The organism is Kitasatospora sp. NPDC048365, assembly GCF_043200835.1.
Lineage (GTDB): Bacteria > Actinomycetota > Actinomycetes > Streptomycetales > Streptomycetaceae > Kitasatospora > Kitasatospora terrestris.
Map to the genome: position 1 here is coordinate 15,160 of NZ_JBICYJ010000059.1, position 14,875 is coordinate 30,034.

Annotated in this window: 15 protein-coding genes; 13 read left to right on the forward strand and 2 right to left on the reverse strand. The window is 74.1% G+C overall.

The window, feature by feature from the left end:
• Nucleotides 1-109: 109 nt before the first annotated feature.
• Together ACGFX4_RS36955 and ACGFX4_RS36960 are read right to left on the reverse strand one after the other, a co-directional pair.
• Nucleotides 110-745 (reverse strand): dihydrofolate reductase family protein, encoded by a 636-nt coding sequence (locus tag ACGFX4_RS36955; RefSeq protein WP_393084524.1) that lies wholly within the window; start codon nucleotides 743-745, stop codon nucleotides 110-112.
• 194 nt (nucleotides 746-939) lie between these two features.
• Nucleotides 940-1,458, reverse strand: a complete 519-nt coding sequence (locus tag ACGFX4_RS36960) for a GNAT family N-acetyltransferase (RefSeq protein WP_393084527.1) — start codon at nucleotides 1,456-1,458, stop codon at nucleotides 940-942.
• 286 nt (nucleotides 1,459-1,744) lie between these two features.
• Between ACGFX4_RS36960 and ACGFX4_RS36965 the strand changes: the two genes are divergently transcribed.
• The 13 genes from ACGFX4_RS36965 to ACGFX4_RS37025 are packed head-to-tail and all read left to right on the forward strand — an operon-like array spanning nucleotide 1,745 to nucleotide 14,863.
• Nucleotides 1,745-2,293, forward strand: a complete 549-nt coding sequence (locus tag ACGFX4_RS36965; RefSeq protein ID WP_393084530.1) for a Pvc16 family protein — start codon at nucleotides 1,745-1,747, stop codon at nucleotides 2,291-2,293.
• On the forward strand, nucleotides 2,290-2,880 hold the full coding sequence (locus tag ACGFX4_RS36970) for a hypothetical protein (RefSeq protein ID WP_393084533.1): 591 nt from the start codon (nucleotides 2,290-2,292) through the stop codon (nucleotides 2,878-2,880). The genes ACGFX4_RS36965 and ACGFX4_RS36970 overlap by 4 nt, the downstream gene beginning before the upstream one ends.
• Nucleotides 2,881-2,921: 41 nt before the next feature.
• Nucleotides 2,922-5,531 (forward strand): phage tail sheath subtilisin-like domain-containing protein, encoded by a 2,610-nt coding sequence (locus ACGFX4_RS36975; RefSeq protein WP_393084536.1) that lies wholly within the window; start codon nucleotides 2,922-2,924, stop codon nucleotides 5,529-5,531.
• Between the two features lie 11 nt (nucleotides 5,532-5,542).
• Complete coding sequence (locus ACGFX4_RS36980) at nucleotides 5,543-5,980, forward strand: phage tail protein (RefSeq protein WP_393084539.1); 438 nt, start codon at nucleotides 5,543-5,545, stop codon at nucleotides 5,978-5,980.
• 1 nt (nucleotide 5,981) lies between these two features.
• Nucleotides 5,982-6,446 (forward strand): phage tail protein, encoded by a 465-nt coding sequence (locus tag ACGFX4_RS36985; RefSeq protein WP_393084542.1) that lies wholly within the window; start codon nucleotides 5,982-5,984, stop codon nucleotides 6,444-6,446.
• A gap of 1 nt (nucleotide 6,447) precedes the next feature.
• Nucleotides 6,448-6,612, forward strand: a complete 165-nt coding sequence (locus tag ACGFX4_RS36990; protein WP_393084544.1) for a hypothetical protein — start codon at nucleotides 6,448-6,450, stop codon at nucleotides 6,610-6,612.
• Nucleotides 6,609-7,283 (forward strand): LysM peptidoglycan-binding domain-containing protein, encoded by a 675-nt coding sequence (locus ACGFX4_RS36995; protein ID WP_393084547.1) that lies wholly within the window; start codon nucleotides 6,609-6,611, stop codon nucleotides 7,281-7,283. Before ACGFX4_RS36990 ends, ACGFX4_RS36995 begins: the two co-directional genes overlap by 4 nt.
• The gene (locus ACGFX4_RS37000; RefSeq protein ID WP_393084550.1) at nucleotides 7,280-8,998 is read left to right on the forward strand and encodes a phage baseplate assembly protein V; all 1,719 of its coding nucleotides are present in this window, start codon (nucleotides 7,280-7,282) and stop codon (nucleotides 8,996-8,998) included. Before ACGFX4_RS36995 ends, ACGFX4_RS37000 begins: the two co-directional genes overlap by 4 nt.
• 17 nt (nucleotides 8,999-9,015) lie before the next feature.
• Complete coding sequence (locus ACGFX4_RS37005; RefSeq protein WP_393084553.1) at nucleotides 9,016-9,294, forward strand: PAAR domain-containing protein; 279 nt, start codon at nucleotides 9,016-9,018, stop codon at nucleotides 9,292-9,294.
• Nucleotides 9,291-9,707, forward strand: coding sequence for a GPW/gp25 family protein (locus ACGFX4_RS37010; protein ID WP_393084557.1), 417 nt, complete (start codon nucleotides 9,291-9,293; stop codon nucleotides 9,705-9,707). Before ACGFX4_RS37005 ends, ACGFX4_RS37010 begins: the two co-directional genes overlap by 4 nt.
• On the forward strand, nucleotides 9,704-12,406 hold the full coding sequence (locus ACGFX4_RS37015) for a baseplate J/gp47 family protein (protein WP_393084560.1): 2,703 nt from the start codon (nucleotides 9,704-9,706) through the stop codon (nucleotides 12,404-12,406). The genes ACGFX4_RS37010 and ACGFX4_RS37015 overlap by 4 nt, the downstream gene beginning before the upstream one ends.
• Nucleotides 12,403-14,034, forward strand: coding sequence for a hypothetical protein (locus ACGFX4_RS37020; RefSeq protein WP_393084563.1), 1,632 nt, complete (start codon nucleotides 12,403-12,405; stop codon nucleotides 14,032-14,034). Before ACGFX4_RS37015 ends, ACGFX4_RS37020 begins: the two co-directional genes overlap by 4 nt.
• The gene (locus ACGFX4_RS37025) at nucleotides 14,027-14,863 is read left to right on the forward strand and encodes a hypothetical protein (RefSeq protein ID WP_393084566.1); all 837 of its coding nucleotides are present in this window, start codon (nucleotides 14,027-14,029) and stop codon (nucleotides 14,861-14,863) included. Before ACGFX4_RS37020 ends, ACGFX4_RS37025 begins: the two co-directional genes overlap by 8 nt.
• Nucleotides 14,864-14,875: the final 12 nt, after the last annotated feature.

Below are 14,875 nucleotides of genomic sequence, written 5' to 3' on the forward strand. Positions count from 1 at the left end.
CGAAACCCTAGCGACCACCTCCGACAGCCCGTGTCCGACCCCAGGGGGCCCGACCTGCCCGGACGCGCCCACGGCGGCCGGGCCGGGGGTGGTGGGGGAGCGGCGTCGGTCAGCCGGCGTCGTGGGCGTCGCGCCCGGGTGCGCCCATGTCCCCGGTGGCGGGAGTGCCGTCGGCGAGCGCGTACCGCAGGTAGACGGCGCCGCGCGGGCCGGCGATGGGCGCATCGAGGAGCGTGAGGTTGGCGGGGACGGTGCCCGTGTCGAAGACCTTCTTCCCGGTGCCGAGGGTGAGGGGGTGGACCCACAAGTCGAGGCGGTCGAACAGCCGCTCGCGCAGGAGGGTCTGCACCAGGTCCAGGCTGCCGACGACCTTCACGTGCTCGTGGCGGTCGCGCAGCTCGCGCACCGCGGCGGGCAGGTCGGGTCCGAGCTGGGTGGAGTGGGCCCAGGGGAGGTCCGGGGTGCCGCGGGAGGCCACGTACTTCGGGATGCTGTTGAACAGCGCGGCGAACGGGTTGCCCTCGGCCTTGGGCCAGTAGGCGGCGAAGATGTCGTAGGTGCGCCGGCCGAGCAGCAGCGCGTCGGCGTTCTCGTACGCGGCGTCGACCTGCGCCCCGGCCACCTCGTCCATCAGCGGGACCTGCCAGCCGCCGAAGGCGAAGCCCTCGGGGTCCTCGTCCGGGCCGCCGGGCGCCTGCGCGACGAGGTCGAGGGTGGTGAACAACTCGATGTGGATGAGTCCCATGGTCTGCTCCCGATGCGGTGGATCGTCCTGTCGAGAACTGAGACGGGTCGGGGCGGCCGAACTCATCGCTCCCCCGGCAGGAGCCGACAAAGCGCAGGTCCGGCCGGTCGCCGACAGCGGCGATGCGGGTCCGCCGCCCCACGCGCCGCCGGACGCGCCCCGGGAGGGTCAGGAGCCGTCGCCGCCGGCTCGCATCACTGGGCGCGAGTGCTGGCGAAGACCGCCTCCGGCGGGTCGGCGGGGTTGTAGCGGTCGGAGATGCCTTCGTCGAGCATGCCGGCCTTCCGCGCGACCCGCAGCGAGGCGTGGTTGCCCGGGTCGACGGTGGCGACCAGCCGCGAGACGCCGAGAGCGTGGGCGTGTTCGAGGGCTGCGGTGGCCGCCTCGGTGGCGTAGCCGCGGCCCCAGTACGGGGCGGCGAAATGCCAGCCGATCTCGTGCTCGCCGGGGTGGCCGGCCATGGGGCGGACGTAGACGTCGCCGACGAAACCGACACGGTCTGCGTCGACCGCCCAGAATCCGCAGCCGGGGCCGCGGTCGGCAACCGTCTGCCAACGGGCGATGTCCGCGTGGATCACCGAGAGGTCGCCGGGCGGATCGTCACCCGTGTACCGGCACACCTCGGGGTCGGACCACATCGCGAACACGGCGTCCGCGTCGGCCGTGGCGAAGGGGCGGATCGTGAGCCGGGGCGTGCGGAACACAGGAGCCATGGGCCGGATGCTACTGCTCCGGTTCGTACCCGGCGACGGAAAATCCTGTGGTACGGCGCCCGGCCGCACGACGCCGGCCGGGCCAACTGCAGTACCGCGCTCACCCGATCGAAGGAGACACCGGGCAGCGGTTGCCGATCTGCCCCGCGTACGCGGCCTGACGGCGAATCATCGAGGTGCCGTCGGGTCGTGGTCGCGCCACCGGACACCGAGCCGTACGGCGACGGGCCGTGGTGTGCCACGGGTGCGGAACGCGATGGCGGGTCGGCGGGAGAGGGAGCGGGGCATGGGGTCGATGGCCGAGGTCAGCGAGGCCCTGTGTGACGTCGTCCACCGGGCCACGCCCGACTTCGGGAACTGGATGGTCGTGCACTCGCTCTCGCAGGCGGACAAGACGCCGGTGCCGGAGGCGAAGGGCATCCTCGCGCTGATCGCCGTCGAGGAGCACGACCACCTGCGCAACCGGCCGCTCGTCGAGGGCGCGGCCGGACTGGTCCGGGCGCCGCTGGCGCTGAAGCTGCACTACCTGGTCACGTTCACCGGCGACCACGAGGAGGTCCAGCGCCGGCTGACCCGGATCGCGCAGGCCTTCCACAGCACGCCGATCCTGCGCCCGCCGTTGCTCGGACCGCCGCTGGCCGACGAGGTCGAGAGCCTCACGGTCCGTCTGGTCGCGCCCACGCACGACCAGCGCAATCAGATCTGGGGTGCGCTCGGCCGGCCCGGGCGGCTCTCGCTGTTCTACGAGGTGGACACGGCGCCGATCCCGGTCCTGCCGCAGGACGGTGCGCGCCGTGTGGTCGAGCACCGCGTCGAGTACGTGAGGGAGCCGTGACCACCGAGACGTCCACCACCACCCTTCGGCACCACGTGCGCCTGGTGCACGCTTCCACGGGCGCGCCGATCGGTCCGCTCGCCGCCGAGCTCACCGAGGCGCGGTACGGGTGGGCCACCCGGACCGTCCCGGACGGTGTCGTCGTCACCGCGCGGGCCGACGCCGCCGTCCCGTCCGCCCCGCCGAGCCTTGCGGTCACCGTCACGGACGGCGCCGTGGCGCAGTTGCTGGTGTTCCCGCCGGTACCGGGCCGGCCGCCGCACACCGTGGTGGTCGAGCTCACCGCACCCGAGATCGAGCGTCCGCTCCGGCCTGTGCCGATGACTCTGACGGTCACTCTGGTGGCGCCGTCCACGACCGTTCCCCGGACCGGGCGGACAGTCACCGCCCGGGCCACGGCGGGCCCGGAGCCGAAGCCGGAGATCGCGCTGCCCGAGGCCGAGCCCGGCGTCTACGCCTCGGCCCCGACCGAGTGGACGGCCGCCCTCACCCCGGTGGATCTGCTGGTCGACGGCACGTTCCTGCGCACCGTTTCGATGAGCGGGTCGTCCGCGGCGACCCGGATCCGGCTGGTCGACACGACCTGAACGACGAGTCCACGACCCGAACGACGAGCTGAGGAGAGTCCGTGACGTATTCATCGCCGGGCGTGTACATCGAGGAAGTCCCGTCCGGGCCGCAGCCGATCGCCGCCGCGCCGACCAGTGTGGTGGCGATCGTCGGCACGACGCGGAAGGGGCCGGTGCTCACCCCGACCCGGGTGACCGGCTGGGCCGACTACCTGCGGACCTTCGGTGCCCCGACCGCGCGCGGCTTCACCGGCGAGTCCGTCTTCGGCTACTTCGAGAACGGGGGGCCGGCGGCCTGGGTGGTGCGGGTGGACCCGTCGACCGCGGCGTCCTGGAAGGTCTTCGACGCCTCCGGGAGGGACAGCTTCGCCGTCACCGCCGCTTCGCCGGGCTCCTGGGGGACGGCGCTGGGGATCGGCGTCAGGCCCGACGCGTCCGGCGCCTCCGGCGCCTTCTACCGTGCGCAGACGACGGGTGCCACGGTCGCGGTGACCAGCACCGGGACCTTCACCCTGCAGGTGCCGTCCACGACCGGACTCCGCCCGGGTGACGACCTGGTGCTCGTGCCGGTCCCCGCCTCGGGTGCGGTGAGCGCGCCCGTGGCCGCGACCGTCGTCTCGCTGAGCCCGACCGCGATCGAGCTGACCGCGGCCGGCTCGGCGTCCATGGCCGCCGGCTCGATCGTCGCGAGTGCGCTGGCAGGCGGCCGGACGGCCCTCTTCCTCCCGTCCGGCAAGGGCTTCCGCAAGGGGGACGTGGTCGTCGCGACCGCCCCGAACGGCGGGCGGTCCGGTGCACTGGTGACGGACGTCGTCACCGCCGGCACGTCGGTCGCACTCACCCTGGACACCGCGCCCGGTGCGGTCGCGGGGGCCGCGTTCGTGCAACGCCGGGCCGACTTCCCGGCGGTCGCCACCGTCACCGGCACACCCTCGGGCGCACCGCCCAGGACCAATGTGGCCATGTCGGCGCTGACCTTCGAGCGCCCCGTCACCGCACCGGTCGCGGCCGAGCTCTCGGCCTCCGCCCCGCAGAGCGCCGCCGCCCGGATCACGATGCCCGACGGCCGCACCGCGGACTGGACGGTGAACCGGTTCGAGCTGGTGGGCGCCGCACCACCGCCGAGCGGGCCCGTCACGGTGAACGCCCCGGTGTCGGCCGTCCTCCTGGCGGACACCGGTCTGAGCATCACCGGCCTGACCGCCGCCGGTGTCCTCGCCGACTACGGATTCCTGCCCACCGGCGCGAAGGTCACCTACACCGGCGCCGGAGCCACCACGGTGGTCGCCACCCGCACGGCCGGCAGCTTCACCCTGGCCCCCGCCCCGAACGCGGCGCACACCTTCACCGACGCGGCCTTCACCCTGCAGGGCACCGCGGACGCCGGTATCGCCGTGCGCTGCGCCGTCGAGCCGCGGGTCGGTGACCGGCTCGCGATCGACACGGTCTTCGCCCCGATCACGGATGTCGTCCGCAACGGCAGCGGCACCTACCTGCTGCGCTTCGCCGACGGAACGAACGTCCCGAACGCCGCCCAGACCCGGTTCGGGCTGTTCGCGGTGGAGAGCGCCTCGGTGGTGGCCGAACGGTTCGCGCTGTCCGTGGTGGTGGACGGTGTCGTCGCCGAGAGCTTCGGTGGCCTGTCGCTCAGCCCGGAGCACCCTTCGTACCTCGCCAAGGCCGGTGTGGTGAACGGCGTTTCGGCGCTCGTCACGGTCGCGCCGCGGGCCGCCGCCGCACCGGCGGTGGCGCCGGACTCGGTGCCGTTCTACGTCGCACCGGACCGGAGCGGCGCGGACCGGACCGCGACCAACGCCGACTTCCGCGAGGGCCTGGCCCGCCTGGAGGCGGTGGACGAACCCGCGATGCTGATCTGCCCGGACCTGGTCACCGTCGACGACCCGTTGCTGCAGGCCGATCTGGTGGGACAGGTCGTCACCCACTGCGAGCACTTCCGCCGGTTCGCCGTGATCGACGCACCGGACGAGGGCGACGACTCCGCGCTGCTCGACTGGCGCAACAGGACCCTGTCGTCCACCTTCGCGGCGGTCTACGCCCCGCACATGCGGATCGTCGCGATCGATCCGGACTCGCAGGACAGGTTCGCCTCGGTGCCGCCGTCGGGTTTCGTCGCCGGGGTCATCGCCCGGACCGACCGGCTCCGGGGTGTGCACAAGGCCCCGGGCAACGAGGTGGTGACCGGTGTGGTCGGGCTGTCGCAGACCTACACCCAGCGTCGGCAGGACCTGCTCAACCCCGCCGGTGTCAACCTCGTCCGGGCCTTCCCCGGCCGTGGCACCCGGGTCTGGGGCGCCCGGAACGCGACCGACGACACCACCTGGCGCTACGTCAACGTCCGCCGGCTGTTCAACATGATCGAGACCTCGGTCGACCGGGCCCTGCAGTGGGTGGTCTTCGAGCCGAACACCGCCCAGACCTGGATCCGGATCAAGGTCTCGGTGGAGAACTTCCTCGACCAGCAGTGGCGGGCCGGCGCTCTCGCCGGGACCAAGCCCGAGCAGGCCTACCGGGTGCGCGTCGGCCTCGGCGAGACCATGACCGAGACCGATGTCGACCTGGGCCTGGTGATCACCGAGGTCGCCCTCGCCCCGGCCAGACCCGCCGAGTTCGTCGTCGTCCGGTTCAGCCACAAGCGACTGTCCGAGTAGGAGTGTCACCCATGTATCCCATGACCACCCTGCACTTCGCGGTGAGCTGGGGGGACCGGCAGCAGACCTCGAGCTTCTCCGAGGTCAGCGGTCTGACGATGGAAGCCGAGGTCATCGAGTACCGCGGCGGTGCCGACCCGCAGTTCTCCACCCACAAGCAACCCGGGTTGCGCAAGTTCTCGAACGTGACGATGAAGCGGGGCATCGCCCCCGCCGAGGCAGGCAACGGTCTCTTCGAGTGGTACAACTCGATCACGGTCGGCGCGGTGGAGCGCCGCGACGTCACGGTCAGCCTCCTCAACGAGGAGCGGGACCCGGTGATGACGTGGAAGATCAGGGCGGCCTGGCCGGTGAAGCTCGAAGGCCCGGGCCTCAAGTCCACCGGCACCGACATCGCCATCGAGTCGGTCGAGTTCGCCTGCGAAGGCATCCTGATCGAGACCCGGTGACATGGCGCAGCCGCTGGTGTCGCCCCTGGTCACGCCGTTCACCACGGCGCACTTCGTGCTGTCCATCGACGGTCTGGCCTCGGTGAACTTCGCCAAGTGCACGGGCCTGGCCGGGGAGGTCGGCGTGGAGGAGTACCAGGAGGGCGGCGAGAACCGGTTCGCCCACCGCTTCCCGACCCGGGCCTCGTACCCGAACCTGGTGCTCAGCCAGGGCGCCGGGCCGGTGCGGGAACTGTGGGACTGGTTCGCCGAGTTCCACGTCGCCGGTCTGGTCGCGCCACGGGACGGGAGCGTCATGCTGATGGGTTCCGTCGAGGGCGTGCTCGCCCCGGTCCGGGTGTGGGCGTTCACCAGGGGCTGGCCCGCCAAGCTCACCGGCCCCGACCTGGACGCGCAGTCGGCCGCCGTGGCGATCGACGCCATCGAGATCGCCCACCACGGGCTCTCCCTGAAGAAGGTGCTCTGAGATGGCCGTCGTGATCGGACAGATCGTCACCGAAACCGTACTGGCACCCGTGCCCCCGGCCGCCCCGCCGCCCGGTGGAGCTCCGGGGGAGCAGGAGCTGGACGTGGTCGTGCGCCGGGCGACCGAGCGGGTGCTGGAGATCCTCCGCCGGGAGTGGGACCTGTGAACCCGACCGCGACCCAGCTCGCCAAACTGACCGTCGACGCCTACGCGGACATCAAGTTCCAGCAGTTCACCGGCATCAGCTGGCGGGCCCTGCTGAACCCGACCGAGCTGTCCTTCTCCCGGAAGAACCTGTACCTGGCGACGCAGTCCGCCGGGACCTCCGCCCCGCAGCAGTCGTTCGGCGGCGGCGAGCCGGACCAGGTGCAGATCGACCTGCTGCTGGACGGCACCGGAGTGGTGGGCGAACCCGGCAGCATCGGCCCGCTGCTCGACGCCCTGCTGGAGCTGACCCGGTTCCGGGGCGACACCCACCAGCCGTACTACGTGCACGCGCACTGGGGACGGTTCGGCTTCCGCGGGATCCTCACCCAGGCCGACGTCACGTACAAGCTGTTCGACCGGGCCGGCGAGCCGCTGCGGGCCACGGTCAAGCTGTCCCTCAAGGAGGCGCTCTCCACCGAGGAGGTGGCCGCGAAGGACCGGCCGTCCTCACCCGACCTCTACCAGACCTGGCTGGTCACGGACGGCGAGACACTCGACGCGATCGCCGCCCGGGTGTACGGGGACCCGGCCTACTGGCGGCCGCTGGCCGCGGCGAACCGCCTCGCCAACCCGCGCGGCCTGCGCACCGGTCAACTGCTCGTGCTCCCGCCACTGGCGGCCGGACGATGAGCGCGGCCGAGCGGGACCGGCCCGCGTTCGAGGTCCGGGTGGCCGGCGCGGCGCTACCGCCGCCGGTGGCCGCGGACGTGGTCGAACTGGACGTCTCCGAGGAGGTCGGACGGCACGGCCGCCTGGCCGTGATCGTGCAGAACTGGGACGCGGACCGCCGCCGCGTCCGGCACAGCGACGACGGCCCGTTCGAACCGGGGGCGGCGATCGCCGTCTCGCTCGGGTACCACTCCCGGCTGACCACCGTGTTCGAGGGTGTCATCACCTCACTGACCACGCACTTCCCGCGCGGCAGCCGCCCGGTGCTGCGGGTGGAGGCGCGGAGCAGGTCGATCCTGCTGGAGCACCCGCCCCGCTCCCGCCAACTGGCCGACGTCTCCGACGCGGACCTCGCCTCGGCCGTCGCCGCCGACTACGCGCTCTCCACGGACGCGGCGGACGGCGTCAGACGGCCGTCCGTGGTGAGCGACCGGACCGGCGACTGGGAGCTGCTCAAGCGCCGCGCGGCCGAACTGGGCTGGGTCACCTACGTCCGCGGCGACACCCTCGTGCTGCGGCCGCCCGCGCGGAAGGAGCAGCCGATCCCGATGGACTGCACCCGCGACATCGTCGAGCTGCACCTCACCCAGGACCTGACCCGCGCCATCGGCACGGCCGTCGGCGTCGCCTGGGACGTGGCCACGCTCGAGGCCGCCGAATCCGAGCAGAGCGCCGCCGCGGCGGGCATCGACGTCGGCGAACGGGCCGCGCACGACAGGGCGGCGGCCGACTCCGGCTGGCCGTCGCGCGACCAGCGCACCGAGTCGCCGGCCGTCGCCGGCCCGGACGAGGCCGACGCCCGGGCCGTCGCCGCGCAGCGCAAGGCCGCCCTGGCGCACTACCACGGGTCCGGCGTCGTCCACGGCGACCCGGCGCTGCGGTGCGACGGCTGGGTGTCGATCGCCGGCGCCGGCACCCGGATGTCCGGGCCGCACTACGTCACCGCGGCCCGGCACCGGTTCTCCGCCGGCGGGTACCTGACAGAGTTCCAGGTGGGCGCGCCGCCCGCCCTGGTCCCGCCGGGACGGACCGGCGGCCCCGGCCTCGCCCTGGGCGTCGTGGCGGCGCTCGACGACCCGGAGGCACTGAACCGGGTGAAGGTCCGGCTGCCCTGGCGGGCCGACGCCGGTGACGGCGTCTGGGCCAGGACGGCCGGCCTCGACGCAGGCGACGGCCACGGCGCGGTCGTCGTCCCGAACGTGGGCCAGGAGGTCCTGGTCGGGTTCGTGGACGGCGACCCGGCCACGCCCGTCGTCCTCGGGTCCCTCTACAACGGAGCGCAGCGACCGCCGTTCGTCGTGGACGCCGACACCAACGCCGTACGGGCCCTGACGACCCCCGACGGCCACGCCCTGCACCTCGAGGACGGCGACCGCGCCGCGGTGAAACTGACCACGGGCCAGGGGCACAGCCTGGTGCTCGACGACAGGGACTCCGAGGTCGTCATCACCCACGCCGGCTCGGGCAACAGCATCCGGCTGTCCGGCGACGGCATCGAACTCGTCGCGGCGCAGGGCGACATCACGCTGTCGTCGCCGACGGGCAGCATCGCGCTCGACTCGATCGGGCTCCGGGCGAAGGCCTCGGGGCCGTCCACGATCGAGACCTCCGCGACCTTCGGCCTCAAGGCGTCCGGGTCGCTCGCCCTCAACGGCTCGCTCGTCACCATCAACTAGCAGCAGGGGAGATCGCCATGCCCGCGGCCGCTCGGGTCGGAGACACCACGGTGCACGGTGGCACGGTCGTCGGACCGGGGGTCGCCACCGTGCTGGTCGGCGGCATGCCCGCGGCGGTGATGGGGGACCTGCACGCCTGCGCGGTCCCGTCGCCTCCGCCGCACCCGCCGGCGACACCGTTCCTGGCCGGCTCGGCCACGGTGCTGATCCAGGGCCGGCCGGCGCTGCGCGTGGGCGACTCCTGCGCCTGCGGGGCGTCGCCGGCCGTCGGCAGCCCGACCGTGGTGATCGGATGAGCGGCGGCGACTACCCGCAGGTGGGCCGGGGTTGGGCCTTCCCGCCCCAGTGGGAACGCCCCGGGTCCGGGCCGGTGACCGTGGTGACCAACGACGGCGAGGAGCACGTCGCCCAGGCCCTCGCCCTGCTGCTCAAGACGATGCCCGGAAGCCGGGTCATGCGGCCGGGCCTCGGCGTCGGCACGGACCGGTACGTGTTCGAGCCGGTCACGCCCGAGGTCTGCCACCGGCTCGCGGACGACGTGCGGCGCGCGCTGCTGCTCGGCGAACCCCGGGTCGTCGTCGACTCCGTCGAGGCGGCCGCGGCCGGGGACGCGGACGACCGGATCGACGTCGCCGTCGTCTACCGCATCGACCGCCACCGGCGCCCGAACAGCCTCGTCGTCCCGTTCTACCTGGCGGGTGGGCGATGACCCGGTCCACGGAGCGCATCGTCGCGGCGATGGCGGCCGCAGCCCGGCTCACCCCGTTCGACGGCGGGACCTCCTGGTACGACGCGCTGTTCACACGGGCGGACGGCGCGGACGTCCTGGCCCGGCCGGACCTGCCGGACGGAGCCCTGCTCACCGAACTGGCCCGTGCGTACGCCGGACTCGACGAGCACCTGGCCACCCTTCCGGCCCGCACCCACCTGGCGTGGCTCGAAGGGATCCTCGGCATCCCCCGGCTGCCGGCCCTGCCCGACCGGGTGGTCGCCCGGTTCACCGCCGACCCCGGGCTCGCGCCGGCCGTCGTCCCGCGCGGCACCCTGCTGCGCGGCGGCAAGGACGCGTACGGGAACGAACGGCACTACGCCACCCTCGACAGCCTCACCGCCCACGGCGCGACCCTGGTCGCCGTCCGCACCCTGCACCCCGGCGGGACCGAACCCGGCCGCCCGGGGATCGCCGACCAGGCGCCGGAGTTCCCGCTCGTGCCCGGGGCCGGTCCGGACGCCGCCCACACCCTGCGGGTGCACTCCCCGGCGCTGGCCTTCGAAGGCGGCGACCTCACGGCCCGGCTGACCTTCGCCGACGCCACCGGAGTGCGGGCGCTGGCCCCGGCCGTGTGGCGCTGCTCGACGCCGGACGGCGGGGCGGGCCCGACCACCACCGGGACGGTCGAGGACACGCCGTCCGGCGGAACCGTCACCGTCACCCTGTCGGGCGGGTGCGGGGCGCCGGCCGGAGAGACACCGTGGCTGGAGTGCGTCGTCCCGGCCGCCGTACCGGTGCCGGAGGAACTGGCGTTCACCACCGTCGACGTGGCGGTCGTCGACCGGACCCCGTTCGTGCCGCAGGCCGCCTACTACAACGACGGCGCGGTCGACATCACCAAGGAGTTCCAGCCGTTCGGCGCGGTGGCCAGGCGCGGGGACGCCTTCTACCTGCGATCGGACGAGGCCTTCTCGAAGACCCTCGAGGAACTGACCGTCACCGTCACCCTGATGCAGCCGGGCGGCGGGATCCTGTCCGCCTCCGCGGGCGGCAGCGGCATCCCCGCGGTCACCGCCGGCCTCCTCAGGGACCGGCTGAGCTCCGTGCGCACCCGGGCGGGCTCGGGCCTCTCCCAGCACTTCGACGACATCCTCTCCTTCCTCGACGACAGGGGCGACCCCTCGGTGGTGTGGCAGCGCCGGGTGGAGGGCCAGTGGCGGCCGATCGGCACCCCGACCGACCGGTTCGGCTCGCTCGGCGCGGACGTCTCCGGGGCCCTCGGCTCCGAGCGCTCCGCCGTCGCCGGCCAACCGGGGCACTACGTACGGGCCTTCCTGTCCGAGGGCGACTTCGGATGGACCGCCTACCAGGACGCCGTCGCCGCCTTCGCCACCAAGGCCGTGGCCGGCACCACGCCGAAACCCGTCATGCCGACGCCGCCCGTGCCACCGATCGCCTCCGGCGTGACGATCTCCTACACGACCGCGCCGGTGGCGGCCAGCAGGGTGGAGTCCCGCAGCGGCTGGCGGCGCGCCGTCCAGCAGGGCGGCGCCGTCTTCCGGCCGTTCCGGCGCGCCGTCTCGGACGCGGGAGCCACCGGGATGGTCGCACTCGGCCTCGACCTGCCCGCGTCGGCCGCGGGGTCGAGCGTCTCCGTGTACTTCGACGTCGACCCGGCCTCGCCCTGCGGTGCCGCCGACCCGGTGGACGCGCACTGGGAGTGGTGGGGCGGGACGGCCTGGCAGGACCTGCCCGTCGCCGACGGATCCCGGCACCTGCGGGAGTCCGGACTGCTGCGCTACGTCGTCCCCGCCGGCTCGCCGGTGGGCTGCGCGGACCTCGACGCGACGACCGGCCGCTGGATCCGCCTGGTCACGACGGCACCCGAACGCCTCGGCACGGTCCGGGGCGTGTACCCGGACGCCGTGACGGCCGAGTTCGTCTCGTCGGCCGCCGACCCGCAGTCCGACCCGAGCTCGGCCACCGCGCTCCCGCCCGGAGCGATCAAGGGCACGCTCTCCCCGGTGCGCGGCGTCAAGAAGGTCACCAACCTGGCCTCGCTGCGCGGCCGCGCCCCGGAACCCGATCCGGCGTACCGGGCCAGGGCGACGGCACGCACCCGGCACCGCGACCGGGCCGTGCTGCCCTGGGACTACGAGCGGCAGGTGGCGCTCGCCTTCCCCGAGGTGGCGGCCGTCCGGTGCCTGCCGCACACCGGCCGGGACGGCGCGCGCGAGGCCGGGAAGGTCGCCCTGGCCGTCCTGCCCGACCGCCCGCTCGACCCGGCGCCGCGCCCGTCGGCGAGCCTCGCCGGGCGCATCGCGGACGCCGTCGCCCCGCTCCGGCCGCCGGGCGCCGACGTCGTCGTGCTGTGCCCGCTCTACGCCCCGGCCACGGTCGTCGCGTCGATCACGCTGCGGCCCGGCATCGCCGCCCTGACCGGCAAGGAATCGGTCACCGCCGCGCTGGAGACGGTGCTGCACCCGGCCGGCACCGCGCCCACCCGCTGGGGGAGACCGCTGTACGCCTCGACGCTGATCGCCTTCCTCGAACGCCAGGCCGCAGTGGACGCCGTCACGTCCTTCCAACTGCGCGACGCCGGAGGGACACCGGTCGAGGTGATCGAGGTGGACCGGTGCCGCGGCCTGTACTGCTCGTCCACCGCACACCGGCTGACGTGTGAGGAACACCTGTGACCCCCCATCAGGCGACGCCGATCGTGCCCTTCGTGCCCGTCGGGCCGGACGGCGACTGGGAGACGATCCGGGCCCGGATCACCGCCGGCCTCGCCGCCGCCGTCCCCGACACATGGAGCGACCACAACCCGACGGACCCGGGCATGACCCTCGTCGAGGTCGCCGCGTTCGGGCTGGCCGACCTCCACTACCGGGTCGCCGAGCGGCACTTCGACACCTGGCCGCTGGAAGTCCGGGGCTGGGCGCCCGACGCCGAACGCTCCTGGCACGCCACCCTCCCGCAGGGCTCGCTGACGGCGATCGCGAACGCCCTGGCCCCGTCCGGGCCCATCCCGGCCACCGAACTCGAACCACTGGTCCGGGCCTGCCCGACCCGGGCGGACGCCGCGGCACTGCTGTCCACGTCGCCGTGGAGCGCGGCGATCGGCGTCGAGCTGCGCCCGGCCGTGATCGCGCTGATGCGTTCCCGACTCGTCACGCAAGTGGCGCAGGAACAGGCCCACGTGGTCGCCGACACCGTCGCGGCCCAGCGCGGACCGGCCGGCCCGGTCGCCGAGCGGGACGCCCGGGCCGCCGCCGAACTGGCCCGCACGCTGCCGCTGTGGGACGAGGAGATCCTCGCCGTCGTACGCCGCGAGCGGCGCAGGCTGTCGCAGGAGGCGCTCGCCGCACGACTGGCCGAGGTCCGCGCGGCCACCGACGCGACCGCCCCGGCGGTCCGGGCCGCGCTCACCGCCGACGGCCTGGACCCGGCCGAGGTGACGGTCGCGATGGCGGCCGCACCCCAACCGCCCGGGATGCTGCCCGAGGACCTCGAGGACGCCCAGGGACGTACCCACGTCTGGCCGCCCCATCCGATCCAGTCGCTGACCTGCGAACCCGTCACCGCGGAGGACTACGCGCGGCGGGCCCGCGCGCACCCTTCGGTCGGACGGGCCTGGGCCGTACCCGGCAGGCTGGAGGGCATCGCCTGGAACGGGCTGCCCACCGGGACACTGCCGAGCATCGCCGTGGACGAGAACGCCGCCGCGATCACCCTGGTCGTCGAGCGGATCGCCGAACCGGCGGCCGACACCGACGAGTTCCTGCGGGCGGTGCTCCGGACGGCGATCGGCCCGGAGGCCGGGGCGCCCTTCCCCGACTGGCGCGCCCACACGGACACCCTCGAACCCCGCCGGGTCGTCGGTGACGAGATCGGCGCCGGCCTGCTGGCCGCCGCACCCGTCCTGATCAGGGGAACGCTCGTCACGGGCATCGGAGTCGACCGCGAAGCGCTCGTCGCCGCCGCCCGCGCCCGGATCTCCGCGTTCTTCACCGCGGGCCGCCCCGCATCGGGACCCCCCGCACCCGAGCGGACCGTCGACGGCCCGTGGCCGAGAAACGACCAGCCACCCGGCGGCTGGATCCCCGGCACCCCGGTCCGGCTCGCCGAGGTGGTCGAGGCGATCGTGGCCGACCCCCGGGTGTGGGGCATCGAGACCCTCGGGATGAAGACCGAGGGCGGGGACGCGTTCCGCACCCTGGCCGACGGCAGCCTCTCCCTCCCCGCGAACGCCGTGCCGACACTCGCCGCGGCGGACTGCCTGCGCGTGCGGTTCGCGCCGGTCACGGAGGGCGGAGATGCGTAGCCCCGACTACACGCGGCTCTCCGCCCAGCTCCCCGCCGCCTACCAGGAGGCCACCGCGTCCTTCGCGCAGGTGGACGCGTACCTCGGACTGGCCGACGAGCTGAACCGGGCGATCGTCGAACGGCTGGAGGACCTGCTGCCCGCCCTCGGACCCGACGCCCCGCTGCGCTGGCCCACCGACCTGCCCCTGGACGCCGGCGGCGACGCCCTGCTGAGCTGCTACCTCGCGGCGTACGACGAGGTCGCGGCCTGGGCCGGCTTCACGTTCCCGGAGAGCTGGACGAAGGACGAGGCCGGACTGGCCCGCCGCCGGGAGTTCCTCGCCCGGTCCGCGCGGCTGTGGCGCCGCCGAGGCACCCCACGCGGCTTCCTCAGCTGGTTCGCGCTGTACTTCGGCCTCGCCGAAGCGGAGCTGCCCTACCTGCTCGAGCACCACCGGGCGGTCGGCACCGGGCCGGCGATACGGCCGTACACGGCGACGCTCCTCGTCCCGGTCCCGAGGTTCACCGACTGGGCCGCGCGGGAGGAGGCCACCGACTTCGCACACCGCTACGCACCCGCCCACGTGAGGATGCGCCTGTGCTTCGTGGATCCGGCGATCTTCGCGAAACCGCCCTTCACCGACCCGCCGGTGCTGCCCGCCTCGCCCACCGAGGCACAGCTGGACGCCTACGCCGCCGCGGTCGCCGCACGGGAGCAGGACTTCCACACGCTGGTGTGCTCGACCGTGTCCGTGACCGACCACGGGAACGGCATCCACATCCACGCGTGCATCGACGAGGGCCGCGCCGTCGACCGGCTCGGTGCCGGGCGCCTGCCCACGACGTGACACGCCACCGGA

Coding starts and splice junctions, on each gene's coding strand:
- ACGFX4_RS36955 (WP_393084524.1), bottom strand. CDS start 745: ATGGGACTCATCCACATCGAGTTGTTCACCACCCTCGACCTCGTCGCG.
- ACGFX4_RS36960 (WP_393084527.1), bottom strand. CDS start 1,458: ATGGCTCCTGTGTTCCGCACGCCCCGGCTCACGATCCGCCCCTTCGCC.
- ACGFX4_RS36965 (WP_393084530.1), top strand. CDS start 1,745: ATGGGGTCGATGGCCGAGGTCAGCGAGGCCCTGTGTGACGTCGTCCAC.
- ACGFX4_RS36980 (WP_393084539.1), top strand. CDS start 5,543: ATGTATCCCATGACCACCCTGCACTTCGCGGTGAGCTGGGGGGACCGG.
- ACGFX4_RS36985 (WP_393084542.1), top strand. CDS start 5,982: ATGGCGCAGCCGCTGGTGTCGCCCCTGGTCACGCCGTTCACCACGGCG.
- ACGFX4_RS36990 (WP_393084544.1), top strand. CDS start 6,448: ATGGCCGTCGTGATCGGACAGATCGTCACCGAAACCGTACTGGCACCC.
- ACGFX4_RS37000 (WP_393084550.1), top strand. CDS start 7,280: ATGAGCGCGGCCGAGCGGGACCGGCCCGCGTTCGAGGTCCGGGTGGCC.
- ACGFX4_RS37005 (WP_393084553.1), top strand. CDS start 9,016: ATGCCCGCGGCCGCTCGGGTCGGAGACACCACGGTGCACGGTGGCACG.
- ACGFX4_RS37010 (WP_393084557.1), top strand. CDS start 9,291: ATGAGCGGCGGCGACTACCCGCAGGTGGGCCGGGGTTGGGCCTTCCCG.
- ACGFX4_RS37015 (WP_393084560.1), top strand. CDS start 9,704: ATGACCCGGTCCACGGAGCGCATCGTCGCGGCGATGGCGGCCGCAGCC.
- ACGFX4_RS37025 (WP_393084566.1), top strand. CDS start 14,027: ATGCGTAGCCCCGACTACACGCGGCTCTCCGCCCAGCTCCCCGCCGCC.